Genomic DNA, 22,740 nt, shown 5'->3' with positions numbered 1-22,740 from the left:
GCTCCGCACAGCCGACTGTCACCGACTGTAGCCGCTGCCGAGCCCGCGAGGCTGCGAAAAGGCCCGCAGGGCCTTGCCTGGCGATCTCCTGGCAAACCTCTGGCGGCCTCAGGGTCCCTGCGCTTCCTGCGACAGTGCCCCAGAGCGTTCGCAGCCTGCGGCAGCGGCTACAGGGAACGGCGACCCAGGGTGAAAAACCGGCGCCAGTCGAACTGCCCCACCGCCAGCGCCAGCAGGATCAGGCCCATGGAAATGCCCTCCTCGGCCCCGAGCCGCTGCCCCAGGATCAACACCGAACCGGCCATGCCGAACACCGGGATCAGCAGCGACAAGGGCGCCACCCGGGAGACCGGATACTCGCGCAGCAACAGGTTCCAGCCCCAGTAACAAAAGTGCGTTGCAGCATAGACCTGAAACATCAGCGACAAGGCCGCGCCGGCGGACACTTGCCCGGCCAGTTGCAGAAACGGCGCCGCACCATGGCTTATCCAGGTCAATGCCAGCAGCGGCAATGGCGCAAACAGGCTCGCCCAGACCACGAAAGCGAACACCTCGCGCACCCCGCAGCGCTTGATGATGACGTTGCCCACGCTCCAGCTGAATGCACTCACCAGCAGCAGGGCATAACCCAGGCTGGTGGCATGCCCGGGGCTGTCGCCAATGATCCGCAGCAGCCCCCACAGGGCAATGGCCGTGGCCAGCACCTGTTGCAGGCGCAGGCGCTCGCCGAACAGCAGCACGCCCCAGCCCAGGGAGAAAAAGGCACTGAACTGGATCAACAGTGCAGCCGTGCCCGGCGCCACGCCGTGATCGATCCCCAGGTTGATCAGCGCCCACATGGCGACGCCGAAAATCAGCCCGTAGGCCGCCAGCCAGGCGAATGCCACCGGCGGACGCGGCACCAGGAACACCCAGGGCAGCGCCGCCAGGGTGAAACGCAGGGCGGTAAGCAGCAACGGATCGATACTGGCCAGGCCCAGTTTGGTGATGGGAAAGTTCAGGCCCCACAAGGCCGTCACCAGCAGGGCCAGGAACAGGTGTTTTTTCTGCATGTCGCGCGGTCCAGGACAGGCGGCCGCGGGTCATTCCCCGGCCGGGGCCGAACTATCGCCCCCGCGCGCCATGGCCCGCTTGCAGTATCAGGTCAATTATCAGTAGATTCGGGCCATGCAACCCATCGATATCGATCCTTACGAAAATACCCCGCGGGATGTGGTGGTCACCGCCATCGACTACCCCGACGGCCTGTACTTCGCCGAGCACCAGCACCGGCGCGGGCAGTTCGCCTATGCGGCCACGGGGGTGATCAGCGTCTTCAGCGACCAGGGCAACTGGGTGGTGCCGCCGCAGCGGGCCATCTGGGTGCCGGCCGGCGTGCCCCACGCCATGCACATGAGCGGGCCAGTGACCATGCTCAACACCTATGTACGGCCCCGGGCAGCCAAGCGCCTTGGCCTGCCGGAACAATGCCAGGTGCGGGAGGTGTCCGAGCTGCTGCGCCAGTTGCTGCTGCGGGCCACGGCCATTCCCCCGCGCTACGCCGTGGGCAGCGTGCAGGGCCAGGTGATGAACCTGCTGCTGCATGAAGTCGCGGCCATGCCGGCCCTTGCCCTCAATGCTCCGCTTCCCCGCGAGCCACGGCTGGCCAGGGCCTGCCGCGAGGCGCTGGAGCAACCTTCGCTGGAGTTGGGGATCGATGAAATGGCCGAGCGCGCCGGCATGAGCCGCCGCACCTTCACCCGGCTGTTCCGCCAGCACACCGGCATCAGCTTCGTCGAGTGGCGCCAGCAGGCCTGCCTGCTGGCTGCCGTGGTGCGCCTGGGCCAGGGCGAAGCCGTGACCCGGGTCGCCAGCGACCTGGGCTACAGCAGCCCGAGTGCGTTCAGCGGTGTGTTTCGCAAGGTATTGGGCGAGACGCCCAGCCGCTACTTTGCCCGAGCCCGGGCCTGAAGGACCCGAGCCGGAGCGAGGCCGTGCTAGAGGAACACGGCGGACAACATCCCCAGCGCGCCGAGGCAGAAGCCGATCAAGGCTCCGCGCCCGGGCGCCTGCTGGAACAGGGCCCAGATCACCAGCGGCTCCAGGAGCAGCAGCGACGTCACCGAGACCACGGTGATGATCCATATGTCGCCCACCGCCACGTAACCCAGCCAGTAGGCCGCCAGCAGGCAGATACCGCCCAGGCACATGATCAGCACTGGCAACGCCAGTTCGGCACCGGAGGTGTTGCCGGAATGGGCCAGCCGCGCCACCACCACTTCACTGTAGATGGCGCAGAACTCGCCCAGCACCATCAGCCCTACAGCAGAAACTCCGAGTAATTCTTTGGACATGTAACAAACCCCTTCGTATTGAGAGCCCGATTTTTCAGCTCCCAGGCATTGATCGCTCCGCTGACGGAGCCTCCATCACGATGCGCAGGGGTACGAGGCAACTCGGTCATAGTCAGGAACTTGAACATGTCCATCTCCTTCTGGGTGGGTGGTGCAAACCGGGCTCGTGCACGACCGACGGGCCGCTGCCTGTATAAGGGATTTTCTGCCCCGGCGTCATCCACCAGAGCGCGTCGACCGCGAAAAAACCACGCAAACTCCACAAACAGACAGGCTCGCTGCCGATAGCCTTGCTCCGGTCATTCTCAGCCTGAAGCCACTGCCACCATGCCCCAGCCGTCCACATCCCTTCGCACCGTTGAGCCCTCTGATTGGGTTGCCACCTATTTCATCAGCGTCGCGACGCTAGCCCTGGTCCTGACATTGCTGGTCAACCTGGTCGTGCAGTTCAGCAGCCGGGACCCGTGGAGCAATCTGCTCGATGTCCTGTCTTTCAGCGTGGTGGCACTGCTGGTGAGCGTGGTGGTGATAGGCGCCGTCGCCGCCCTGCCCTGCATCCTGTTCTTCTGGCTGGCCCAGCGTTTCACCTGGCGCCATCTATGGATCTACCTGTTGGGCGGAGCCCTGGCGGCGCTGCCCGCCATTCCCATGGTGGTGAGCCTGTCTCCCGGCTTTTTCAACCTCCCGCACGGCGTCAACATCCTTGAGCGCTATGCGCCGTTGGCACACTTGTTCGGCGCTTGCGGGGCCTTTCTGGGAGCGATGTCCTGGTGGCTCAGCGGGCGTCATCTGTGCTGACTACTTCCTGCAGGAGCCGGCATGCCGGCAAAGAAAGCTCACACGGCCTCGGCCTTGTCACTCACCTCAAGAAGCGATATTTCCCATGCCCGCAAAAACGCCAACCCTTCGTACCGTGCAGCCTGAAGACTGGTTCGCCGCCTACTTCATCGGCGTCACGGCCCTGGCCACGCTCGTGGCCGTGCTGATGATGCTGGGGATGCTGGCCGGTGCCGGCTCGTTGAACACGGACATCATTCTCCAGACGCTGTTCGTGGGCCTGCTGACCCTGGTGTTGAGCGGTGTGCTGATCGGCATTTTCACGGTCCTGCCCTGTGTGCTGTTCTTCTGGCTGGCCCAGCGCTTTGCCTGGCGCAATGTGCTGATCTATCTGTTCTGCGGTGCACTGGCGGCGATGCCGACCATTCCGCTGGTGATGAGCCTGGCCCCGTCGAGCTTCTACACCGACTCGCCGGATGAAGAACCCGAGCCCGAAGGGCTGGCGCGCTACCTGCCGGTGGCGCCGCTGTTCGGCTGTTCTGGGGCCTTCCTCGGCGGCATCTTCTGGTGGCGCAGCGGGCGCCACCTGCGCCGATCAGCCCTCCCCGACACTCCACTTCCATAGGAGCCGGCTCGCCGGCGAAGAGGCCCTGCGGCCCTGCGCCAGAGGTGGTACCGCCTTCGCTGGCAAGCCAGCACCCAATCAGCGCCCACCCAGCCTGCGCCTACAAGGAGGCGATGGGCTGGGCGTCGCGGGCCACTACCACTTTGCCCGGCAGGCCGCCCTGCTCCACGCGTTCATGGGCCCGGCGCAGGCTGTCGGCGTTGAACGGGCTGAAGACTTCATTCAGGGTGCAGCGGATCAATCCCTGGTCCAGCAACTGCGCCAGCCGGTTGAGGATGTGGTGCTGCTCGATCATGTCCGGGGTCTTAAACAGGGCGCGGGTGAACACCATCTCCCAGTGCAGGGACACGCTCTTGGCCTTGAGCGGCACCGCATCGAAGAAGTCGTGATCGTCGATCAGCGCGATATGGCCATGGGGCACGATGATCCGGGCCAGCTCGGCATAGTGCCGCTGGGTATGGGTCAGGGCGGCAATATGGGTCACGGGTGGCAGGTCCAGGGCCGCCAGTTGCTCCACCAGCGAACGGGAATGGTCCAGCACCTGATGGGCCCCCAGGTCCAGACACCACTGGCGGCTGTCCGGCCGCGAAGCCGTGGCGATGACGGTCATTGCGGTCAGCCGGCGCGCCAGTTGGATCAGCACCGAGCCAACGCCACCGGCACCGCCGATAATCAGCAGCGTGCCCTGTTCAGCGAGGTCACCGGGCACCCGGCCCAGGCGCTCGAAGAGCAATTGCCAGGCGGTCAGCGAGGTCAGCGGCATGGCGGCCGCCTGGGCGAAGGACAGGCTGGCCGGCTTGTGCCCCACCAGGTGCTCGTCCACCCGGTGCAGCTCGGCATTGGCGCCATCGCGGGTGAAGGTGCCGGCATAGAACACCGCGTCCCCAGGGGCGAACAGGGTCACCGCGCTACCCACCGCGCGGACCACGCCACTGGCGTCCCAGCCCAGGGTGCGCACCTCGTCGGGCACCGCCACCTGGCCGGCGCGGACCTTGGTATCCAAAGGGTTGACCGACACTGCCTCGACCGCCACCAGCAGGTCGTGGGGTTCCAGTGGCGGCGGGTCCAGTTGCACCTCGCAGAACGCGTGGGGGTCAGACAGGTGCGAGCCTTTGAGGTAGGCGATGGCCTTCATTGCAGAGCTTCCTTGGCGATTGAAAGCGCACACTTAAATCCCTCATGCCCTGCCCGCACAAGTAGGGTACTTTTGCGTACCAGCTACGCAAAAGGGTCGTCAGGCAATGAAAAACAAACACTATCAGGACATTCCAGGCTGCCCGGTGGAGGTCACCCTGGACCTGATCGACGGCCGCTGGAAAGGCGTGGTCCTGCACCAGTTGCTGGCCAACGAGTTCCTGCGTTTCAACGAACTGCAACGGCGCCTGCCGGGGATCTCCCAACGTCTTTTGACCAAGCAGTTGCGGGACCTGGAAGCCGCCGGCCTGGTGGCGCGTACGGTGTATGCCGAGGTGCCGCCGCGGGTGGAATACCGCCTGACCGACGAGGGGCAATCGCTGCAGCCGGTGATCGAGGCGCTGTCGGCCTGGGGCCGCGGGCGCATCAGCCGGCAACAGCAGGAAAGCGCCCTCACCTGATCCCTCACCAGAGCCCCCCATGCCCACCTACCCGGATGCTCCAGCAAGGTTCAAGGTCTACCAGGGCTCGACCCTGCTCGGTTGGTCGGCCCTGGAGTCGGCCGACCCGCCCATGGGTGTGGCCTTCGGCCAATTCATCGCCGCCCCGGCCTATGCCGGCCTCCAGCAGCAGGTTCGTGCACTGGCAGGAGCGAGCCAGAGCGGGCTGCACCTGGTAGTACACCACCTCGACCAACCCGTGCCTGCCCTGGGCGTGAGCATTCAGGACTACTCCGCCGAATGTGGCGCCGATGCCATCGAGATCACCGTGCTGGGCATCGCCTACCCCCTCTACGAACAGCTGTTCCCGCAAGCCGTGGCCGCCTACCAGCAGGCCATGGGCTAACCCGCGCACAGCCGCACGCTTTCCCCCTACTTGTTCACAATTCGTTAAGACTTGCCTACGTATACTTTCGGGCTTGCCCGCGGCCTTCCGGCTGCGCCCCTCGACCTGCCGGCGCACAACTCATGTCACGACCCGCTCCGCTGCTGTTTCTGCTGGCCTGCCTGCTGTTCTTCTTTGCCCTGGGCAACCACCAGTTGCAAGGTTCCACCGAAGCCCGGGTGGCCGGGATCGCCATGGAAATGCACCTGGACGATGACTGGGTCACACCGCGCCTGTTCGGCACGCCATTCCTGGAAAAACCGCCGCTGAGCCTGTGGCTCGATGCCGGGGCCATCCGTACCTTCGGCGGCACGCCCCTGGCGGTGCGCCTGGCCTCGGCCTTCGCCGGGCTGTTCAGCGTGATGCTGCTGTACGCCATGCTGCGCCGCTTTGGCCGACCGGCAGCCCTGGCGGCCATGGCCGGGCTGATGCTGGCGACCATGGCCAGTTACTGGAGCAACGTGCGCGGCGTGGGCGAGGATGCCCTGCTCAGCCTCGGGGTAACCCTAGCCCTGCTGGCGTTTTTCCAGGCCCATCGACGCCAGGCCGCGCAGCAGCCGGCGCTGCTCTCCTGGCTGGCATTCGCCGGCGGGATCGCCATCGCCACCCTGAGCAAGGGCGTGCTCGGCCTGGCCATGCCCGGGGTGGTGATCTTCGCCTACCTGCTGGCCGACAGCCTGATCGACAAGCGCTTCACCTTCAGCCACTGGCTGCGCCCGGGCCTGCTGACCCTGCTGGGGCTGGTGCCGCTGATGGTCTGGCTGTACATGCTCTACCAGCGCGGCGGCCTGCAGGCCCTGGGGGAAGTGCTGTGGACCAACAGCGTCGGGCGCTTCGACGGCTCCTTCGAGGAGGCCGGGCACTACGAGCCCTTCTACTACTACCTGGCCAAGCTGCCCCAGGCCTTCCTGCCGTGGAACATCCTGGTTTACCTGGGCCTGTGGCATTTCCGTAAAACCCTGGTGCAGAACCGCTACCTGCTGTTTTTCAGCCTCTGGCTGCTGGCGCAGTTCGCCTTGCTGTGCCTGGCTTCGAGCAAGCGCACGGTGTACCTGATGTCCCTGACCCCGGCCGCGGCGGTGCTGGCAGCGGAATATGGCGCAGTGCTCTACCAGCGCCTGGCCCGGCGGGCCCCGGGCACGGGTTTCTGGAGTGCCGTGGGGCGCCAGCGCAGGGGGTGGCTGATAGCGCTCATGGCCCTGGTGATCGGCGGCTATCTGGTCAACGCCCAATGGGCCGCGCCCAGGGCCGACCGCGAACTGTCGTTCGTTCCAGTGACCGACCGGATCATGGCGTTGCAGGGTAGCGGGCACCAGCTGGCGCTGTACCAGGCCAACGAACGCATCGCCGGCGCCAGCGTGTTCTACACCCAGAGCCTGCTCAAGGACCTGCAGAACGAGGCGCAACTGCTGGCCTTCTTGCGCGAGTCGCCGCAGCACATGGCGGTACTGGGTGGCGCCGAGGCGCCCAAGCCGCCGCTGCAGATCCAGCAGACCCTCATGGTGGGCCGCCAGGCCTACTACTTCGTCAACCTGGCGCCGGCCGGCTGAACGCAAAAAAAACGGCACCTGAATCAGGTGCCGTTTGCCCATCCCTGCCGCCCATGCCCCTTGAACCCTTTCCCGCTGATACCCGCCCGCCGCCCTTGAAACCATGACTCCTGCCCAACGACGGGCTTTCCCCGAAAAGGAGTCAGACATGAGCATCACCGTTATCAGTAGCCCCCTGAGCCGGGCCGTTGCCCAGAAGGCCGAGTTGCGCCAGCAACTGGCGGCGCAAAACATCCTTGGGGTGGAAAACATCAACGACAACGCCATCGAGAACACCGTGGCCAAGGAACTGATCGCCAAGAGCAGCAAGAAAGGCCTGCGTCGGGACTACCTCGACGCCCGCTGAGCCTTGCCCCCGGCGATACCCTCGTTGCCGGGATCTTCCCTATGTTCGTGTCAGGCCCTTGCGGCCTGGAAAAGGAGATATTCCCATGTTGATTCTGCGTTCACTGATCCTCGGCCTGAGCCTGCTGGCCAGCGCTGCCCAAGCCCTGGAAACCACCAATCTCCCACCCGCCACCCTCAAGGCCTACGCCGCCACCCTGAGCACCGCCGCCGGCAACAGCCAGTGGCAGCAGCTGTGGAAACGCTCTCGGGACCAGGGCGCATTCACCCAACAGGGTGAACAACCGCGCTTCACCATCACCCAGGACAAACTGCCGGACATGGCTCGCAGCACCTTGATCAATGCCAGCAGCGTAACCCCGCAGAACACCACCCAGGCGCTGTACCGCTATGAGTTTTCCAACCCCATCGGCCAGGCCAAGGGCATTTCCCTCAAGGCCATGTGCCTGTTGGTGGACTGGCGCTCGCTGCCCAGCGGCACACAACCCGACGACACCAGCCACATGGGCAACGCCAGCCTGCTGCAAACCTACCCCTGCCCTTGAAACCGGCAAGCCGCCCAGGCCTTGAGCCTGGGCGGCGAGCACTTACGAGGTTAGCTGCGAGCCCAGCAGATCAGCCTCCTTGCGCCGGCGAGTGCCGTAGCTGTCGCCAAAGTTGCGCAGGTTGGCCAGGGCACTCTTCCAGTCGCGGGCCACCACCTGGGCCCAGAAGTTCGGTGTGCGACTGGCCAGGTTGCCGTACTGAAAGGCCACCGAGGCGATAACGGTCTGCATCGGTGCCGGCAGTTGAGCGAAGTCCACTCCGCTGGCCTTGGTGTAGTTCGCTGCCAGAAGATCGACGAAGGGCGCCTTGAATGCCTCGTCCACCAAAAGCGCCTCGTCACTGCTGATGTTCAAGGGCTGGCCGTCGAGAAACGCCTTGGCCTTGAGCCCCTTCAGCCCCAGGTAGGGGGTCAGTCGCCGGATCAGGTCCGCCGGCAGATTGAGCGCCTGCAGGTCCTCTACGTTCCGTTGCCCCAGATCGAAGCCTGTGCCCACCGTGACGCCACTCTTGCTCTTGTCCGGATCGGGCACATAACCGCGGGTAATGGCAGCTCCCTCCAGAGCGGCGATAAAACTGAAATCAATCGCGTAGCGTGACATGGATTTTTCCTCATCCAGTTTAGGAAAATCCAGTGCACCACCAGCGACCGATACAACATCAGAATGTAATAGTTCCCCTTAATAGGGGGGAAATTTCCCACTGAACAGAGGACGAGACACCTCCTTAGGATCAAACCAGCCTTATCCATAATTCCAAGGAGGTACCAAATGGACGTGAAAGACCTCGTACTCATCGATGTTCGCCAGCTCCCTCACTCGCTCCAGGCCCTCATCGACTGCATCGGACTGGAAAATGCCTACCGCCTGACCCGTGAATACGGCGGCCGCCCCAAGTACATCCCCAAGCACGCCGAACGTACCTCCCTGGCTTTGATCCTGCCGCCCGACGCCCTCAACGCGCTGATCGAGCGTTTCGCCGGCCTGGCCCTGGAGATCCCCAAGGCCGACCACTTCTGCCGGCAGATCCGCAACCAGCACATTCAACTGGAAAGCCTGGGCGGCATTTCCCGCAGTGTGCTGGCGGACAAGTACGGCCTGAGCCTGCGGCAGATCGGCAACATCCGCCGCCTGGATGCCAACACTCACCGGTAATCGATTCCTGCTGAATCGGCCTTCACGGCTTTCTTAACCTGCAAGGGCGCATTTCGCGCAACAAAGAACAAGGAGCTAGACCATGGCAGATATCGATAAGGGCCTGATTGGCGGCGTGATCGCCGCCCTGCCCCTGGACAAGATGATCACCGGTCCGTTGATGGCGATGATTCAGGCGCAGGTCGCCGCGAGCAAAGCCTATGCGGACTTCCTGATGGGCGTGTGCATTCAGAACGGCCAGGCGGTTTCGGTGCAGTTCGACTATGACGAAACCCTGGTGGATGAGCAGGGGGTGTACAAGGGCACCGTGAAGAAGTCGATGCGCATCCCGTTGCTGGCGGCCATCAGTCACCCCAACATCACCATCGAGGAAGGCTCCATCGAGTTCGAGCTGACCATCAGCCAGATGGCCGAGGACACCAGCAGCACCGAAGCCTCCGGCAGTTTCGAGGCGAAGATGGGCTGGGGCCCGTTCAGCGTTTCGGTCAAGGGCGCGGCGAGCCACAAATCGACCCAGACCCGCAAGACCGACACCCGTGCCCGCTACGCCATCAGCACCAAGATCGTCCGCCAGGACCCACCGGAAGCCCTGATGCGGGTCATCGACTTCCTCACCGACGCAGCCACCAAGCCTGTGCGGCTGCCTAGCACTCAACCGACCGACACCGACAAGCTGCCCACCGCCAACGCGCTGAAAATGCCCGATGCCGCGGACGAGAAGAAAACCGGCACCGGCGGTTGATCCACACCGCGCCTTCGCCCCAGTAACCCGCCCCGCCTTCATGGCGGGGCACTTCAGCCACCGAACAAGGAGCGTGATCCATGGCGTTTTTTTCTCGCAGCAAGGAGCCCATGTCCGCCAGCGACCTGAGCCATATCACCCGCGGCATGCATCAGGCTGCAGCCGCCACCCACAACCTGATCGCCCAGCAGTACATCAAGTTGTTCGACCAGTTCTTCGACTACAACGTCGACGACCTGGGCACGCCGATGAAGGCCAAGATGGTCGAGGTGGCGCTCAACGAAGACCACATCATCAATGTGCCGCTGATTGCCCTGGTCTCGCCCAAGGGCCTGGCCCTGCACAAGATGACTGTCGACCTGTCGGTGCGCATGCAGGCCACCGAGCTGCAGAAGGCCAGCCACGATCTGGAGAACGGCGAGCTGCAGAGCGAGAAGTTTTTCGTCACCTTCGGCAGCGGCAAGCGTGACGGCCAGGAACGCGACCCGGACGAGGTACAGATCAGCATGGAGTTTCGCGACTGCCAGCCGCCGGAAGCGATCCAGCGCCTGATCGAGGAGTTCACCAACCTGATCAGCCCGCAGCGCATCAACGACGGCCCGGCAGCCACCCCGCCAGCGGCTGGCACGCCACCGGCCGAGCCGGACCTGCTGGCACCTTGAGCCGCTTCCTATGCCCCTGAAGGCCAGCCACACGGAGCGGCCGCCTGAGGTCAGGGCTTGAGGTTCACCGAGCGCCAGTCACTGGCCTCGATCAGGCCGAGCATCTTCGGCGCGCCATTGAGGGTATCGGTGGAGACGAACAGGGAAGCGCCGTACCCCAGGGTCGGGGTCGCCCGTTTCAGGTCCTGCTCCATCTGCGCCATGCATTCGCTGTGGGTCACCAGCACCAGGTTGCGCCCGGCGACCTTATGCGCCATGACATCGCGCAACATGGTGTTCTTGCAGTTGAACAGCCAGCCATCGCCACTGCTGACCTTGCTGAACATGTAGCTCGCGGTCTGCGCGGTGCGCGTCAACGGGCTGTTGTAGATATCGGTACGCTCCAGGCCCAGGTGCTCGAACTGCGCGCCGAGCCCCACCGCCACCTCGCGGGCCCGGTCGGTAATGCCATCGGCCGGGCCCAGGCACGCGGCATTGGAGCGGTCGCAGCGCTCCATGTGGCGCACCAGCACAATCATTTCGCCCTTGTCCCAGGCGGCCGTCAGGGCCTGGAGCCCGGCCCCGTTGCCGTGGCTCAGGTCGGGCACCGAGGCCGGCCGGAGCAGGAACAGCCCCAGGGGAATCACCAGGCAAGCGCCCAGCAGCAGCGCCAGCAGGTTCTTGTAACGGACCAGGACGCGCCCCAGGAAGGGCCGCTTGCTCGCCGGCAACACCAGTCTTGTAGTCAATTCCCAGCCGCCCTTACGAGAATGGTCCGATGTGTTGAGCAGCGCACAGCAAGGCTACGAAAGCCTGATGACAATTGAACGCTGGCCGATGCCCGTGGCATCGACCGCCCAGACTCTAGGGCGCCGGGCGTGGGGCCCGAGTGAAATCAATGTGAAAAAAAGCTCAACGGACCGGCGGCACATCCCGCAAAATAGCCGTCCATCGCCTAAAACATTGTCTTGGGACAATGCCGACGAAATCGTTTCAGCTATGGCACATCCCGCCGATACACCCCCTACAAAACACCTTGCTGGTCACCAACAACAACAATCTTCCAGCCAACTCAAGATCAAGAAGAGCTACGTTCCTGGAGGAATTCAATGAGTAGTTGGTTTGCCAACATCAGCGTCAACCTTAAGCTGGGCCTGGGTTTCGGCCTGGTCCTGGCCCTGACCACCGTCCTTGCACTGACCGGCTGGACCAGCCTGGGCAGCCTGATCGACCGCAGCAACTGGATGAGCGACATCACTCAGCTCAACAGCGGCCTGACCAAGCTGCGGGTCACCCGCCTGCAGTACATGCTGGCCAACGGCGACGAAACCGCCGCCCAAGGCGTGCAGAACACCCTGGACGATTTCAGCGCCCAGCAGAAAAAACTCCTGGCCTCGTTCCAGAGCCCGGAAAACATCAAGCTCCTGCAAGGCCTGGGCGCGACCATCAGTGCCTATCAGGATTCGCTGAACAAGATGCGCAACGCCTACCGCAGCGGTGACGCCGCACGCCTGGCGATGAACCAGAACGCCGAACGCGCCAATGACCTGATCAACGGGATCAACTCCTGGGTCAAGCAGTTGCCCCTGAGCGACGAGCGCTTTACGCAGTTCCAGGCCATCACCCAGGCCAAGGAAGCCTTCCAGCTGGCGCGCTATGAAGTGCGCGGCTACGTCACCACCAACAACCCGGACACCGAACAGAAAGCCGTCACCCAGCTCAACGCTGCGATTGCCGAAATGGATCAGCTCAAGTCCCATTTCAGCAGCACCCAGCGCGATGCCCTGCAACAGCTGGAAACCGCCCTGAGCGGCTACCGCAGCTCGCTGCAGGCCTTCAAGGTCGCCTTCACCAACGCCGTAGAGGCGCGCAAGGAAATGACCGACCAGGGCGCCGACATCGTCAGCCGCAGCGACGCCCTGTACCAGATCCAGCTGGACCGCCGCGACATCGAGAGCGCCCAGGCCCGCAGCCTGCAGTTGATCAGCACCCTGCTGGCGCTGCTGGTCGGTGTACTGGCCGCCGTGATCATCACCCGGCAGATCACCCGCCCACTGCAGGAAACCCTGGCCGTGGTCGAGCGCATCGCCTCCGGCGACCTGACCGAGAACCTGCGGGTCACCCGCCGCGACGAACTGGGCGTGCTGCAACAAGGCATCGTGCGCATGGGCGTGACCCTGCGCGAGCTGATCAGCGGCATCCGCGACGGCGTGACCCAGATCGCCAGCGCCGCCGAAGAACTGTCCGCGGTGACCGAAGAAACCAGCGCCGGGGTCAACAGCCAGAAAGTCGAGACCGACCAGGTGGCCACCGCCATGCACGAGATGACCGCCACCGTGCAGGAAGTCGCGCGCAATGCCGAAGAAGCCTCCCAGGCCGCGGCCGCCGCCGACGGCGAAGCCCGCCAGGGCGACAAGGTGGTGGCCCAGGCCATCGAGCAGATCGAGCGCCTGGCCAGCGAAGTGGTGCGCTCCACCGACGCCATGACCGTGCTGCAACAGGAAAGCGACAAGATCGGCAGCGTCATGGACGTGATCAAGGCCGTGGCCGAACAGACCAACCTGCTGGCACTGAACGCCGCCATCGAAGCCGCCCGTGCCGGTGAAGCCGGCCGTGGTTTTGCCGTGGTCGCCGACGAAGTGCGGGCCCTGGCCCAGCGCACCCAGAAGTCCACCGAAGAGATCGAGGAACTGGTGGCCGGCCTGCAGAACGGCACCCAGCAAGTGGCTACCGTGATGAACAACAGCCGCAGCCTGACCGACAGCAGTGTCGAACTGACCCGCAAGGCCGGCGCCTCGCTGGAAAGCATCACCCGCACCGTGTCCAACATCCAGTCGATGAACCAGCAGATCGCCGCCGCTGCCGAGCAACAGAGCGCCGTGGCCGAAGAGATCAGCCGCAGCATCATCAACGTGCGCGACGTGTCCGAACAGACCGCCGCCGCCAGCGATGAAACCGCAGCCGCAAGTGTTGAACTGGCGCGCCTGGGCGGTCAGTTGCAAATGATGGTCAGCCACTTCCGCGTCTGATTCGCGCAGGCCCCTTCGCCGGCAAGCCGGCTCCTACACCCTCCGTAGGAGCTGGCTTGTCGGCGAAAGGCGCCAATCCCCGGACCCGAGCATTTACACCCATCAGGGTTTGCCCTTACCTTTCCCGGTCTTCGTCCTGCTGTCCTAGGGATTAGTCACCAGGAACCCGTTCATGCCCAGCCTCGGTTTTACTTCGGTCCCGCCCCTGCTGAAATACCTGCTCTATGCGGAGCAATTGGGTATTGCCACCGAGCCGGCGCTGGCGGCGGCCGGGCTTAGCGCCGCGCAGTTGAACGACACCAGCCTGCGCCTGCCGATGGAGGTGCATGAGCGGTTGCTGGACTACTTCTGCCAGCACTCCGGCGATCCGCTGTTCGGGCTCAATTCGGCGCGCTTCGTCAAACCCAGCTCGTGGAATGTGCTGGGCTACATCACCATGAACTGCGCGACCCTCGGCGAAGCCATGGGCCGCATCATGCCGTTCGAAAAACTGGTGGGGGACATGGGCACCAGCCGCGCCGAAGTCGCTGGCAACCAGGTGCGGCTGATCTGGAGTTGCCGCCATCAGCGCCCGGACATCCGCCGGCACCTGGTGGAAAACGTCCTGGCGTCCTGGCTGTTGTATGCGCGCTGGATCGCCGATTCGCAGTTGTCGCCCAGCGCGGTGTGGTTCGAACACGCCCTGCCGGAACCCGCCGAGGCGGCGCAGTACGAGGCGTTGTTCGGCTGCCCGGTGCTGTTCCAGCAACCCTGCTCGGCGCTGGTGGCGCCGCTGGAGTACCTGCAGATGCCCCTGCGCCAGGCCGACGCGCGCCTGCTCAAGACCCTGGAAGAACATGCCCAGGCGATGATGGTTTCCCTGGGCGATGCGCCCCTGGCCTTGCAGGTGCACAACGTGCTGCGCCAGTTGCTCAAGGACGGCCTGCCGCGCAAGGAGCAGGTGGCGCAGCACCTGCACCTGTCGGTACGCACCCTGCAGCGCCAACTGCAACAGGCTGGCACTTCATACCAGCAGATTCTCGACGACCTGCGCCAGGAGCTGGCCGAGCACTACCTGCGCCACAGCGAGCTGTCGATCCAGGGCATCTCCGATTGCCTGGGTTTCACCGAACCGCGCTCGTTCCACCGCAGTTTCAAGACCCGCACCGGGCTGACCCCGGGGCAGTTCCGCCTGAGCGCGCAGAGCTCCGGCAAGGCCTGAAACCCGTTACACGCTGATGGCGTTGGTGAACACCAGGCGATTGCCGAACGGGTCGCTGATGGTCATGTCCTGGCTGCCCCAGGGCATGGCCTGGATCTGCGGATGGGAGAAGCGGTACTGCTTGGCCAGCAACTGCTGCTGGAAGGTTTCCAGTTCATCGGTCTCGATCCGCAGGGCCGCACCCGGCGAGCAGTCGCCATGGTGCTCGGTAAGGTGCAGCACGCACTCGCCCCGCGAGACCTGCAGGTACAGCGGAAAATCGGCTTCGAAGCGGTGTTCCCAATCCAGGGAGAAACCCAGGAAATCGAGGTAAAACTCCCGGGCCTTGGCTTCATCGAAGATCCGCAGGATGGGGGTGGTTTTGCCAAAGCTCATTGCGCGACTCCCTGACTGAAATGAGCCGACTATACAGACGGCGATTATCAGCAGTTCGGCGCCGCTCGGGGATTCTTTAATAGCACAGCGCCATCATTGTGATGGAGGTCAACAAATCAGCCAGCGGATGCAAATCCCGGGCGCAGGTCACCTTCCCGGGGCAGGAAGCGCCCCTGGCGTTCACCGTTGGCCCGGCCCTGGGCAAAACTGCACACGCCATTGACCCAGACCCCATCGATGCCTTGCGCGGCGCGCTGCGGCTCCTTGAAATCCGCCACGTCGCGCACCCGCGCCGGGTCGAACAGCACCAGGTCGGCCCAGTGCCCTTCGCGGATCTCGCCACGCTGGTGCAGGCCGAAGCGCGCCGCGGACAGCCCGGTCATCTTGTGCACCGCAGTGTGCAGCGGGAACAGGCCCAGGTCGCGGCTGAAGTGCCCGAGTACCCGGGGGAAGGCGCCCCACAACCTTGGATGGGGGAAAGGATCTTCCGGCAGGCCATCGGAGCCGACCATCGACAGCGGATGGGCGAGGATGCGCCGCACATCGTTTTCATCCATGCCGTAGTACACCGCCCCCGCCGGTTGCAGGCGCTCGGCGGCGGCCAGCAGGCTGACGCCCCAGTCGGCGGCGATCTCGCTCAAGTCGCGACCGCCCTGCTCGGGGTGCGGTGTGGACCAGGTGATGGTGATGCGGTAGGCATCGGTGACCTGCTTGAGGTCCAGGGTCGAGGAACTGGCGGCGTAGGGATAGCAGTCGCAGCCCACCGGGTGTTCCCGGGCGGCGTTTTCCAGGGCTGCCAGCAGTTGCGGGCTGCGCCCCCAGTTGCCGGCGCCGGCGCACTTGAGGTGCGAGACGATCACCGGTGCCCGGGCCGCGCGACCAATCAGAAAAGCTTCGTCCATGGCCTCCAGCACCGGCTCGAACTCGCTGCGCAAATGGGTGGTGTACACCGCGCCGAACGCCGTCAATTCCTGGGCCAGTTGCAGCACTTCATCGGTCTCGGCGCAAAACGCACTGGCGTAGGCCAGCCCGCTGGACAGGCCGAGGGCGCCGTCCTCCAGGCTTTCGCGCAGTTGCCCGCGCATGGCGCTGATTTCATCGGCCGTGGCCGTGCGAAACAGGTCCGGCAGATGGTTGCTGCGCAGCGCGGTGTGCCCCACCAGCGCCGCCACGTTGATCGCCGGGCGCGCGGCATCCACCGCCGCGCGGTAGTCACGAAAACGCGGGTAGACGAACATCGAGCGCTCGCCCAGCAGGTTCATCGGGTCCGGCGGGTCGCCCTTGAGGGTCACCGGCGCGGCGCTGATCCCGCAGTTGCCGACGATCACCGTGGTCACCCCCTGGCTGAGCTTGGGCAGCATCTGCGGCTGGCGGATCACCACCGTGTCGTCATGGGTGTGCACATCGATGAAACCCGGGGCCAGCACCCGCCCGGCGGCGTCGATCTCTTGCTCGGCGCTGGCCGCGGACAGATCGCCGATGCGCGCGATGCGCCCGTCGAGGATGGCCAGGTCGGCGGGGTAACCGGGACGGTCGCTGCCGTCGATGATCAGGGCGTTGCGGATCAGCGTGTGGTAGCGCATGTCAGTCTCCCAGAGGCAGGCAATCGTCGCCGCCACGGTAATGGTCCAGGGCCAGCTTGATCCGTCGCAGGCGCTCCTGGTTGTCGTCGGGCAGGGCCAGGGCCAGCTCGGTGGCCAGCACATCAATGGCCAACAGCATGCCGTAGCGGGCCGCGGTGGGTTTGTAGATGAGCGAGGTCTCGGCGCTGTGTAGCGGCAGCAGCACATCCGCCAATTGCGCCAGGGGCGAGTCGGGCAAGGTAATGGCCAGGATCCCGGCGCCGTAGGTACGGACCAGGGCCACCGCTTCCAGCAGCTCGGGGGTGATGCCGGTCAGCGAACAGGCGATCACCGCGTGCTGCGGCCCCAGGGCGGCGGCGGTGACGCGCATCATCACCGGGTCGTGGCAGGCGGCAATGGGGTAGCCCAGGCGTACCAGGCGCACTTGCAACTCGCTGCTGCACAGGGTCGAGCAGCCGCCCATGCCGAAGGCGTGGATCATCCGCGCGCGCCCCAGCAGGCGCACCGCATCGGCGAATTGGGCCTCCTCGAAACCGGCCAGATGCTGGTGCAGCGCAGCTTCGATATCGCCAACGATCTGCCGGTAGAACCCGGACTGTTCCGGGGTGCCGGCAGGGTCCAGGAAGCGGCTGCCCACCCCACTGGCCTGGGCCAGCTGCAGGCGCAACTGGCGCAAGTCGCGGCAGCCGACGCTGCGGGCAAAGCGCGACAGGGTGGCGGCGCTGACTTCAGCGCGGCGGGCCAGTTCGTCGAGGCTGGCAGAGGCGGCAAAGCCCACATCGTCGAGCATCAGCCGGGCGATCCGCCCTTCCCCGGCGCTGAGAAAATCCAGGCGCGAGCGGATCTGGTAAAGGATGTCCATCTACAAAAACTCCGCGAGGACCAGGGTCAGGCCGAAGGCGATCACCGAGATCAGGGTCTCCAGCACGGTCCAGGTCTTGAAGGTCTGGATGACGGTCATATTGAAGTATTCCTTCACCAGCCAGAAGCCGCCGTCGTTGACGTGGGAAAGAATCACCGAGCCGGCGCCGGTGGCGATCACCAGCAGTTCCGGGTGCGGGTAGCCCAGGCCGACGGCCACCGGCGCCACCACCCCGGAAGCGGTGGTCAGGGCCACGGTGGCCGAACCGGTGGCGACCCGCATCAGCACCGCGAACAGCCAGCCCATCCACAACGGCGAGAGCTGGAACTCATGGGCCAGGCCGACGATCTGCTCGGTCACCCCGGAGTCGATGAGAATGCGGTTGAGGCCGCCGCCGGCCCCCACCAGCAGGGTGATGCTGGCGGTGGGCGCCAGGCATTCGTTGGTGAACTTGAGGATCGATTCGCGGTTCATGCCCTGGGCCAGCCCCAGGGTCCAGAAACTCACCAGGGTGGCCACCAGCAGGGCGATCACCGAGTTGCCGATAAACAGCAGGAACTGGTTGAGGCCGGTGCCGGGCTCGGCCAGCAGGTTGGCCCAGCCGCCGAGAAGCATCAGCACCACCGGCAGCAGGATGGTGGCCAAGGTCAGGCGGAAACTCGGCAGGCGCAGGCGCGGCTCGCGGGCGATGAACTGGCGTTCCAGGGGGTTCTGCGCCGGCAGGTGGATGTGCGGCACGATGAACCGCGCGTACAGCGGCCCGGCGATGATCGCCGTGGGCACACCGATCAGCAGCGCATACACCAGGGTCTGCCCCACCGACGCCTGATAGGCCTGCACCGCCAGCATCGCTCCCGGGTGCGGCGGCACCAGGGCGTGCACCACCGAGAGACCGGCGACCATCGGCAAGCCCACCATCAGCAACGACACCCCGACCCGCCGCGCCACGGTGAAGGCAATTGGCACCAGCAGTACGAAACCCACTTCGAAGAACAGCGGCAGCCCCACCAGGAAGGCGATGCAGACCATGGCCCAGTGGGCGTTGCGTTCGCCGAAGCGGTCGATCAGGGTGCGCGCCACCTGCTCGGCACCACCAGATTCGGCCATCAGCTTGCCGAGCATGGTGCCCAATGCCACCACCAGGGCGATATGCCCCAGGGTCTTGCCAACCCCGGCCTCGTAGGCGCTCACCACTCCGGAAGGCGGCATGCCGGCCATCAGCGCCAGGCCCACCGACACCAGGGTGATGACGATAAAGGGGTTGAGTCGGTAGCGGGCGATCAACACGATCAGCGCAATGATGGCGACTGCGGCGTAGCCCAGCAGCCAAGAACCCGTAGCGGGAGCCATGGCGTCCTCCTTGAAAACAGCGTCACTTTCGAATGGTTGTGAAATTCATTAATCACTTAGAAAGGTGAACTTCAAACCGAGTGAAACTTATTTTCGTAAAGAGGCAGGCTTTGTCGCGAACAGCTAAGTGAAAGGCCGGCTTATGAAAATCGGCAGTGGGTATTTTCATCCACTGCCGCGGTGGCCGATCTCAGTCGTGATGCTCTCGGGCACGCTTGAGCAGCTTCTTGCAGCGCTCGGACAGGTGCAGCACCCGCAACTGCTTGCCGGCCTTGGCATAACGCTCGCGCAGGGTTTTCAGCGCGGCGATGGCCGAGTAGTCGACAAAACTCAGGTGGCGACAGTCGACAGTCACGTGCCGAGGATCGCCCGCCGGATCGAACTGGTTGAGAAACGGCGTGGTGGAGGCGAAGAACAGGGTGCCGTGCAGTTGGTAGTGCTTGCTGCCGTCGGCTTCCAGGTGGCTGTCGGCGTACAGCTCGCGGGCCTGCTGCCAGGCGAAGTTGAGGGCGGCAATGACGATGCCGCAGAACACCGCCATGGCCAGGTCGGTGAACACGGTGATCACGGTCACCGCGAGGATCACCAGCACATCGTTGAGCGGCACCTTGTTGATCACCCGCAGGGACGCCCAGGCGAAGGTCTGCTGCGACACCACGAACATCACCCCCACCAGCGCCGCCAGGGGGATGCGCTCGATCAGCGGTGAGAGAAACAGCACGAACAGCAGTATCAGAGCGCCCGCCACCACGCCCGACAAACGCCCGCGACCACCGGAACTGAGGTTGATCACGGTCTGGCCGATCATCGCGCAGCCACCCATGCCGCCGAACATTCCCGAGACCACATTGGCCGCGCCCAGGGCCACGCATTCACGGTCCGGGTAGCCGCGGCTTTCGGTGATTTCGTCGGTGAGGTTGAGGGTCAGCAGGGTTTCCAGCAGGCCGACCATGGCCATCAGGAACGCATAGGGCGCGATGATGCCCAGGGTTTCAAGGTTCCACGGCACCTGGGGCAGCGCCAGGCTCGGCAGGCCGCCGGCGATGTGGGCCATGTCCCCCAGGGTGCGGGTCGGCAGGCCCAGCAGGTAGACCAGCGCGCCGACCCCGAGGATCGCCACCAGGGCCGGTGGCACCGCCCGGGTCAGGCGCGGCAGCAGATAGACGATGGCCATGGTCAATGCCACCAGCCCGGCCATCAGGTACAGCGGCTGGCCGCTGAGCCAGTGTTCGCCGCTCTTGAAATGTTCCAGCTGGGCCAGGGCGATGACGATCGCCAAGCCGTTGACGAAGCCCAGCATCACCGGGTGCGGCACCATGCGCACCAGCTTGCCCAGGCGCAGCAGGCCGAAGGCGACCATCACCAGCCCGCCCAGCAGCACCGTGGCCAACAGGTACTGCACACCGTGCTGCACTACCAGGGCGACGATCACCACCGCCATGGAGCCGGCCGCGCCGGAGACCATGCCCGGCCGCCCGCCGAACAGCGCCGTCAGGGTGCAGATGAAGAACGCGCCATACAGGCCCATCAACGGGTTGAGGTGGGCCACCAGGGCGAAGGCGATGCATTCGGGCAGCAAGGCAAAGGAGGTGGTGAGTCCGGCCAGGACATCGGCACGCAGACGTTTTGCTTTCATGATTGACCTGATAGACGGACCGGCAGGCGCGGCCCTGGGAAGTGCGGAAAGAAGGCGGGGAATGTTACGGAATTGAGCCGCCTCCGACCAGCCGGCCGTCGGCGCCTGCACAACGAAGGTAGGAGCTGGCTTGCCAGCGAAGAGGCCGCTCGACCTGGCGCCAGGCTTGCGTGCCCTTTCGCCGGCAAGCGGAACGCCGCCCGGCCAGCTCCTACAGGGGTTCAGCGGTTATTTGACGACCTTGCCGACACCGCGGCCACGTGGGTCGGAAGCGGTTTCAAGCGCAGTGCCATTGACCCGGATCGCCTGGATATCGCCCATCTCCCAACCCTGGTCTTCCAGGGTGTAGCCCATGGCTTTCAGCTCGTCGGCCACCTTGCCGGTGAGCGGCGCATAGGCGTCGTAGTAGATGGTGTCCTTGGGCAGCAGCTGGTGATGCACGCGCTGCGCGGCCACGGCCTTTTCCAGGGGCAGGTGGTAGTCGTAGAGGTTGTTCAGCACCTGGAAGATCGAGGTGAAGATCCGCGAACCACCGGGGGTGCCCAGCACCAGGGTGACCTTGCCATCGCGGGTCACCAGGCTCGGGCTCATGGAGGACAGCATGCGCTTGCCCGGGGCGATGGCGTTGGCGTCGCCGCCCACTACGCCGAAGGCGTTGGCCACGCCCGGCTTGGCGCTGAAGTCGTCCATTTCGTCGTTGAGCAAAAAGCCCGCGCCCTTGACCACCACGCCGCTGCCATAGTCCCAGTTCAGGGTGTAGGTGTTGCTAACCGCGTTGCCCTGGGCATCGACGATGGAGAAGTGGGTGGTCTGGTGCGGCTCAAGCCCGGGGCGCACTTTCTCGGTAGCCGAGATGGCGTTGGGGTTGACCTCGGCGGCGCGTTTTTTCAGATACGCCGGGTCGGTCAGTTGCTTGACCGGAACATCGGAAAACGCCGGGTCGCCCAGGTAGTCGGCGCGGTCGGCGAACACCCGCTTTTCGATTTCCGCCAGCAGGTGAATGTATTTGGCCGAATTGAGCTCCACACCCTTGAAGTCCGCCGCGCGCTCTTCCTTGATGCTGATCAGCTGCGCCAGGGCCACCCCGCCAGAGCTGGGCGGCGGCGCGGTGTACAGGGTGTTGCCACGGAAGGTCACCTGCAGCGGCTGGCGCCACTGGACCTTGTAGTCCTGCAGGTCCTGCTTGGTGATCAGGCCCTTGTCGGCCTGCATCTGCGCCACCAGCAAGTCGGCGGTCTTGCCGCTGTAGAACTCCTTGGCGCCCTGGTCGGCGATGCGCTCCAGGGTCGCGGCCAGCTCCGGCTGGCGGAAGGTCTCGCCCGGTTTCATGCTGCCGAAGTAGTCGCCGAAGTTGGTGGTGCCGTTGAACAGCTTCAACGCATCCTCGCGGTACTGGTACTGCTTGTCGGCCACCTTGAAGCCGTTCTTCGCATAACCCACGGCCGGGGTGATCAGCTCGCTCCACGGCAACTTGCCGAACTTCTGGTGAGCCTCCCACAGGCCCATCACCGTACCCGGCACCCCGGCGGCGCGGGCGCCCACCAGGCTCAGGTTCTCGATCACCTCGCCCTTTTCATTCAGGTACATGTTCCGGGTCGCGGCCTTGGGCGCGGTTTCCCGGTAGTCGAGGAAGTACGGCTTGCCGTCGATGTACATCGTCATGAACCCGCCGCCCCCGATGTTGCCGGCCTCGGGGTAGGTCACGGCCAGGGCGAAGGCCGTGGCCACCGCGGCATCCACCGCGTTGCCGCCCTTCTTGAGGATCTGCGCCGCGACATCGGCGCCGTACTGGTTGGGCGCGGCCACCGCGCCGCCTTCCAGGGTCACGGCGAAGGCCGAGCTGCTGGCGGCGATGGCGGCCGTCAGGGCCAGGGTCTTGAACAACAGAATGCGCATAGGTCCTTCCTTTTCTTGTTATTGAACGGCAAGAACCTTAGGCCCGAGACGGGGGGTTGAGCAATCGCCAATCGTGGCA

At 64.9% G+C, this 22,740-nt stretch carries 25 protein-coding genes; 14 read left to right on the top strand and 11 right to left on the bottom strand.

What is annotated here, in order from left to right; translation table 11 throughout:
* Positions 1 to 167: 167 nt before the first annotated feature.
* Complete coding sequence (locus tag KI242_RS04070; protein WP_123473946.1) at positions 168 to 1,052, bottom strand: EamA family transporter; 885 nt, start codon at positions 1,050 to 1,052, stop codon at positions 168 to 170.
* Between the two features lie 115 nt (positions 1,053 to 1,167).
* Between KI242_RS04070 and KI242_RS04065 the strand changes: the two genes are divergently transcribed.
* Positions 1,168 to 1,950, top strand: a complete 783-nt coding sequence (locus tag KI242_RS04065) for a helix-turn-helix transcriptional regulator (protein WP_019092815.1) — start codon at positions 1,168 to 1,170, stop codon at positions 1,948 to 1,950.
* A 26-nt stretch (positions 1,951 to 1,976) separates the two neighbouring features.
* Here KI242_RS04065 and KI242_RS04060 read toward each other — a convergent pair whose 3' ends face one another.
* Positions 1,977 to 2,294: a hypothetical protein gene (locus KI242_RS04060; RefSeq protein WP_011059155.1), complete on the bottom strand. Its 318-nt coding sequence runs from the start codon at positions 2,292 to 2,294 to the stop codon at positions 1,977 to 1,979.
* A 366-nt stretch (positions 2,295 to 2,660) separates the two neighbouring features.
* On the opposite strand from KI242_RS04060, the gene KI242_RS04055 reads away from it, so the two are divergent.
* Positions 2,661 to 3,131, top strand: a complete 471-nt coding sequence (locus KI242_RS04055) for a hypothetical protein (RefSeq protein ID WP_212805920.1) — start codon at positions 2,661 to 2,663, stop codon at positions 3,129 to 3,131.
* A gap of 85 nt (positions 3,132 to 3,216) precedes the next feature.
* A complete protein-coding gene (locus tag KI242_RS04050; protein WP_212805919.1) occupies positions 3,217 to 3,735 on the top strand; it encodes a hypothetical protein in 519 nt (172 codons plus the stop codon).
* 100 nt (positions 3,736 to 3,835) lie between these two features.
* Here the strand turns inward: KI242_RS04050 and KI242_RS04045 are convergent, their stop codons facing one another.
* Positions 3,836 to 4,870 (bottom strand): zinc-binding alcohol dehydrogenase family protein, encoded by a 1,035-nt coding sequence (locus tag KI242_RS04045; RefSeq protein WP_212805918.1) that lies wholly within the window; start codon positions 4,868 to 4,870, stop codon positions 3,836 to 3,838.
* Positions 4,871 to 4,976: 106 nt separating this feature from the next.
* Between KI242_RS04045 and KI242_RS04040 the strand changes: the two genes are divergently transcribed.
* The 5 genes from KI242_RS04040 (at position 4,977) to KI242_RS04020 (ending at position 8,194) form a co-directional block, all read left to right on the top strand.
* The gene (locus KI242_RS04040) at positions 4,977 to 5,330 is read left to right on the top strand and encodes a helix-turn-helix domain-containing protein (RefSeq protein ID WP_123430047.1); all 354 of its coding nucleotides are present in this window, start codon (positions 4,977 to 4,979) and stop codon (positions 5,328 to 5,330) included.
* Between the two features lie 19 nt (positions 5,331 to 5,349).
* Positions 5,350 to 5,715 carry a hypothetical protein gene (locus KI242_RS04035; protein WP_172681980.1) on the top strand — a complete coding sequence of 122 codons (366 nt, stop codon included), beginning with the start codon at positions 5,350 to 5,352 and terminating at the stop codon, positions 5,713 to 5,715.
* A gap of 122 nt (positions 5,716 to 5,837) precedes the next feature.
* Entirely contained in the window at positions 5,838 to 7,304 is a 1,467-nt protein-coding gene (locus tag KI242_RS04030; RefSeq protein ID WP_212805917.1) for a phospholipid carrier-dependent glycosyltransferase, read from the top strand.
* Between the two features lie 148 nt (positions 7,305 to 7,452).
* Positions 7,453 to 7,650 (top strand): hypothetical protein, encoded by a 198-nt coding sequence (locus KI242_RS04025; protein WP_072442963.1) that lies wholly within the window; start codon positions 7,453 to 7,455, stop codon positions 7,648 to 7,650.
* Between the two features lie 85 nt (positions 7,651 to 7,735).
* Positions 7,736 to 8,194: a hypothetical protein gene (locus tag KI242_RS04020; protein WP_019092808.1), complete on the top strand. Its 459-nt coding sequence runs from the start codon at positions 7,736 to 7,738 to the stop codon at positions 8,192 to 8,194.
* A gap of 42 nt (positions 8,195 to 8,236) precedes the next feature.
* On the opposite strand, the gene KI242_RS04015 is transcribed toward KI242_RS04020, so the two are convergent.
* Positions 8,237 to 8,794, bottom strand: coding sequence for a pesticin C-terminus-like muramidase (locus tag KI242_RS04015; protein WP_015634071.1), 558 nt, complete (start codon positions 8,792 to 8,794; stop codon positions 8,237 to 8,239).
* 168 nt (positions 8,795 to 8,962) lie between these two features.
* Here KI242_RS04015 and KI242_RS04010 point away from each other — a divergent pair, with 168 nt between their 5' ends.
* The 3 genes from KI242_RS04010 to KI242_RS04000 all read left to right on the top strand — a co-directional run bounded on the left by KI242_RS04010 (position 8,963) and on the right by KI242_RS04000 (position 10,750).
* Positions 8,963 to 9,346, top strand: a complete 384-nt coding sequence (locus tag KI242_RS04010; RefSeq protein ID WP_011059146.1) for a hypothetical protein — start codon at positions 8,963 to 8,965, stop codon at positions 9,344 to 9,346.
* Between the two features lie 82 nt (positions 9,347 to 9,428).
* Complete coding sequence (locus tag KI242_RS04005; protein WP_011059145.1) at positions 9,429 to 10,088, top strand: DUF2589 domain-containing protein; 660 nt, start codon at positions 9,429 to 9,431, stop codon at positions 10,086 to 10,088.
* Between the two features lie 80 nt (positions 10,089 to 10,168).
* Entirely contained in the window at positions 10,169 to 10,750 is a 582-nt protein-coding gene (locus KI242_RS04000) for a DUF2589 domain-containing protein (protein ID WP_053148965.1), read from the top strand.
* 50 nt (positions 10,751 to 10,800) lie between these two features.
* Here KI242_RS04000 and KI242_RS03995 read toward each other — a convergent pair whose 3' ends face one another.
* Entirely contained in the window at positions 10,801 to 11,478 is a 678-nt protein-coding gene (locus KI242_RS03995; RefSeq protein WP_011059143.1) for a histidine phosphatase family protein, read from the bottom strand.
* A gap of 67 nt (positions 11,479 to 11,545) precedes the next feature.
* Here KI242_RS03995 and KI242_RS03990 point away from each other — a divergent pair, with 67 nt between their 5' ends.
* The 3 genes from KI242_RS03990 to KI242_RS03980 all read left to right on the top strand — a co-directional run bounded on the left by KI242_RS03990 (position 11,546) and on the right by KI242_RS03980 (position 14,959).
* Entirely contained in the window at positions 11,546 to 11,842 is a 297-nt protein-coding gene (locus KI242_RS03990; RefSeq protein WP_134532545.1) for a hypothetical protein, read from the top strand.
* Positions 11,839 to 13,758, top strand: a complete 1,920-nt coding sequence (locus tag KI242_RS03985; RefSeq protein ID WP_011059142.1) for a methyl-accepting chemotaxis protein — start codon at positions 11,839 to 11,841, stop codon at positions 13,756 to 13,758. Before KI242_RS03990 ends, KI242_RS03985 begins: the two co-directional genes overlap by 4 nt.
* Positions 13,759 to 13,930: 172 nt before the next feature.
* The gene (locus KI242_RS03980; RefSeq protein WP_212805916.1) at positions 13,931 to 14,959 is read left to right on the top strand and encodes an AraC family transcriptional regulator; all 1,029 of its coding nucleotides are present in this window, start codon (positions 13,931 to 13,933) and stop codon (positions 14,957 to 14,959) included.
* Between the two features lie 6 nt (positions 14,960 to 14,965).
* On the opposite strand, the gene KI242_RS03975 is transcribed toward KI242_RS03980, so the two are convergent.
* The 6 genes from KI242_RS03975 to ggt all read right to left on the bottom strand — a co-directional run bounded on the left by KI242_RS03975 (position 14,966) and on the right by ggt (position 22,661).
* Positions 14,966 to 15,334: a glyoxalase superfamily protein gene (locus tag KI242_RS03975; RefSeq protein WP_015634068.1), complete on the bottom strand. Its 369-nt coding sequence runs from the start codon at positions 15,332 to 15,334 to the stop codon at positions 14,966 to 14,968.
* Between the two features lie 116 nt (positions 15,335 to 15,450).
* Positions 15,451 to 16,917, bottom strand: coding sequence for a D-aminoacylase (locus KI242_RS03970; RefSeq protein WP_212805915.1), 1,467 nt, complete (start codon positions 16,915 to 16,917; stop codon positions 15,451 to 15,453).
* A gap of 1 nt (position 16,918) precedes the next feature.
* Positions 16,919 to 17,779 (bottom strand): MurR/RpiR family transcriptional regulator, encoded by an 861-nt coding sequence (locus tag KI242_RS03965; protein ID WP_212805914.1) that lies wholly within the window; start codon positions 17,777 to 17,779, stop codon positions 16,919 to 16,921.
* Positions 17,780 to 19,129, bottom strand: a complete 1,350-nt coding sequence (locus KI242_RS03960; protein WP_011059137.1) for a gluconate:H+ symporter — start codon at positions 19,127 to 19,129, stop codon at positions 17,780 to 17,782.
* A gap of 190 nt (positions 19,130 to 19,319) precedes the next feature.
* On the bottom strand, positions 19,320 to 20,765 hold the full coding sequence (locus tag KI242_RS03955; protein ID WP_011059136.1) for a SulP family inorganic anion transporter: 1,446 nt from the start codon (positions 20,763 to 20,765) through the stop codon (positions 19,320 to 19,322).
* Between the two features lie 228 nt (positions 20,766 to 20,993).
* Positions 20,994 to 22,661 (bottom strand): gamma-glutamyltransferase, encoded by a 1,668-nt coding sequence (gene ggt, locus KI242_RS03950; RefSeq protein WP_011059135.1) that lies wholly within the window; start codon positions 22,659 to 22,661, stop codon positions 20,994 to 20,996.
* Between the last annotated feature and the right edge of the window lie 79 nt (positions 22,662 to 22,740).

The sequence above is a fragment of the Pseudomonas sp. Eqa60 genome, from assembly GCF_018326405.1.
In the GTDB taxonomy this organism is placed as follows: Bacteria; Pseudomonadota; Gammaproteobacteria; order Pseudomonadales; family Pseudomonadaceae; genus Aquipseudomonas; species Aquipseudomonas protegens.
Note: the sequence above shows the minus strand (reverse complement) of the source record. Positions and strands in the feature narration are given on the sequence as shown.

Bases quoted from the DNA above. Each gene is read 5' to 3' on its own strand.
- KI242_RS04070 (WP_123473946.1), bottom strand. From the start codon at position 1,052: ATGCAGAAAAAACACCTGTTCCTGGCCCTGCTGGTGACGGCCTTGTGG.
- KI242_RS04065 (WP_019092815.1), top strand. From the start codon at position 1,168: ATGCAACCCATCGATATCGATCCTTACGAAAATACCCCGCGGGATGTG.
- KI242_RS04060 (WP_011059155.1), bottom strand. From the start codon at position 2,294: ATGGTGCTGGGCGAGTTCTGCGCCATCTACAGTGAAGTGGTGGTGGCG.
- KI242_RS04055 (WP_212805920.1), top strand. From the start codon at position 2,661: ATGCCCCAGCCGTCCACATCCCTTCGCACCGTTGAGCCCTCTGATTGG.
- KI242_RS04050 (WP_212805919.1), top strand. From the start codon at position 3,217: ATGCCCGCAAAAACGCCAACCCTTCGTACCGTGCAGCCTGAAGACTGG.
- KI242_RS04045 (WP_212805918.1), bottom strand. From the start codon at position 4,870: ATGAAGGCCATCGCCTACCTCAAAGGCTCGCACCTGTCTGACCCCCAC.
- KI242_RS04040 (WP_123430047.1), top strand. From the start codon at position 4,977: ATGAAAAACAAACACTATCAGGACATTCCAGGCTGCCCGGTGGAGGTC.
- KI242_RS04035 (WP_172681980.1), top strand. From the start codon at position 5,350: ATGCCCACCTACCCGGATGCTCCAGCAAGGTTCAAGGTCTACCAGGGC.
- KI242_RS04030 (WP_212805917.1), top strand. From the start codon at position 5,838: ATGTCACGACCCGCTCCGCTGCTGTTTCTGCTGGCCTGCCTGCTGTTC.
- KI242_RS04025 (WP_072442963.1), top strand. From the start codon at position 7,453: ATGAGCATCACCGTTATCAGTAGCCCCCTGAGCCGGGCCGTTGCCCAG.
- KI242_RS04020 (WP_019092808.1), top strand. From the start codon at position 7,736: ATGTTGATTCTGCGTTCACTGATCCTCGGCCTGAGCCTGCTGGCCAGC.
- KI242_RS04015 (WP_015634071.1), bottom strand. From the start codon at position 8,794: ATGTCACGCTACGCGATTGATTTCAGTTTTATCGCCGCTCTGGAGGGA.
- KI242_RS04010 (WP_011059146.1), top strand. From the start codon at position 8,963: ATGGACGTGAAAGACCTCGTACTCATCGATGTTCGCCAGCTCCCTCAC.
- KI242_RS04005 (WP_011059145.1), top strand. From the start codon at position 9,429: ATGGCAGATATCGATAAGGGCCTGATTGGCGGCGTGATCGCCGCCCTG.
- KI242_RS04000 (WP_053148965.1), top strand. From the start codon at position 10,169: ATGGCGTTTTTTTCTCGCAGCAAGGAGCCCATGTCCGCCAGCGACCTG.
- KI242_RS03990 (WP_134532545.1), top strand. From the start codon at position 11,546: ATGACAATTGAACGCTGGCCGATGCCCGTGGCATCGACCGCCCAGACT.
- KI242_RS03985 (WP_011059142.1), top strand. From the start codon at position 11,839: ATGAGTAGTTGGTTTGCCAACATCAGCGTCAACCTTAAGCTGGGCCTG.
- KI242_RS03980 (WP_212805916.1), top strand. From the start codon at position 13,931: ATGCCCAGCCTCGGTTTTACTTCGGTCCCGCCCCTGCTGAAATACCTG.
- KI242_RS03975 (WP_015634068.1), bottom strand. From the start codon at position 15,334: ATGAGCTTTGGCAAAACCACCCCCATCCTGCGGATCTTCGATGAAGCC.
- KI242_RS03970 (WP_212805915.1), bottom strand. From the start codon at position 16,917: ATGCGCTACCACACGCTGATCCGCAACGCCCTGATCATCGACGGCAGC.
- KI242_RS03965 (WP_212805914.1), bottom strand. From the start codon at position 17,779: ATGGACATCCTTTACCAGATCCGCTCGCGCCTGGATTTTCTCAGCGCC.
- KI242_RS03960 (WP_011059137.1), bottom strand. From the start codon at position 19,129: ATGGCTCCCGCTACGGGTTCTTGGCTGCTGGGCTACGCCGCAGTCGCC.
- KI242_RS03955 (WP_011059136.1), bottom strand. From the start codon at position 20,765: ATGAAAGCAAAACGTCTGCGTGCCGATGTCCTGGCCGGACTCACCACC.
- ggt (WP_011059135.1), bottom strand. From the start codon at position 22,661: ATGCGCATTCTGTTGTTCAAGACCCTGGCCCTGACGGCCGCCATCGCC.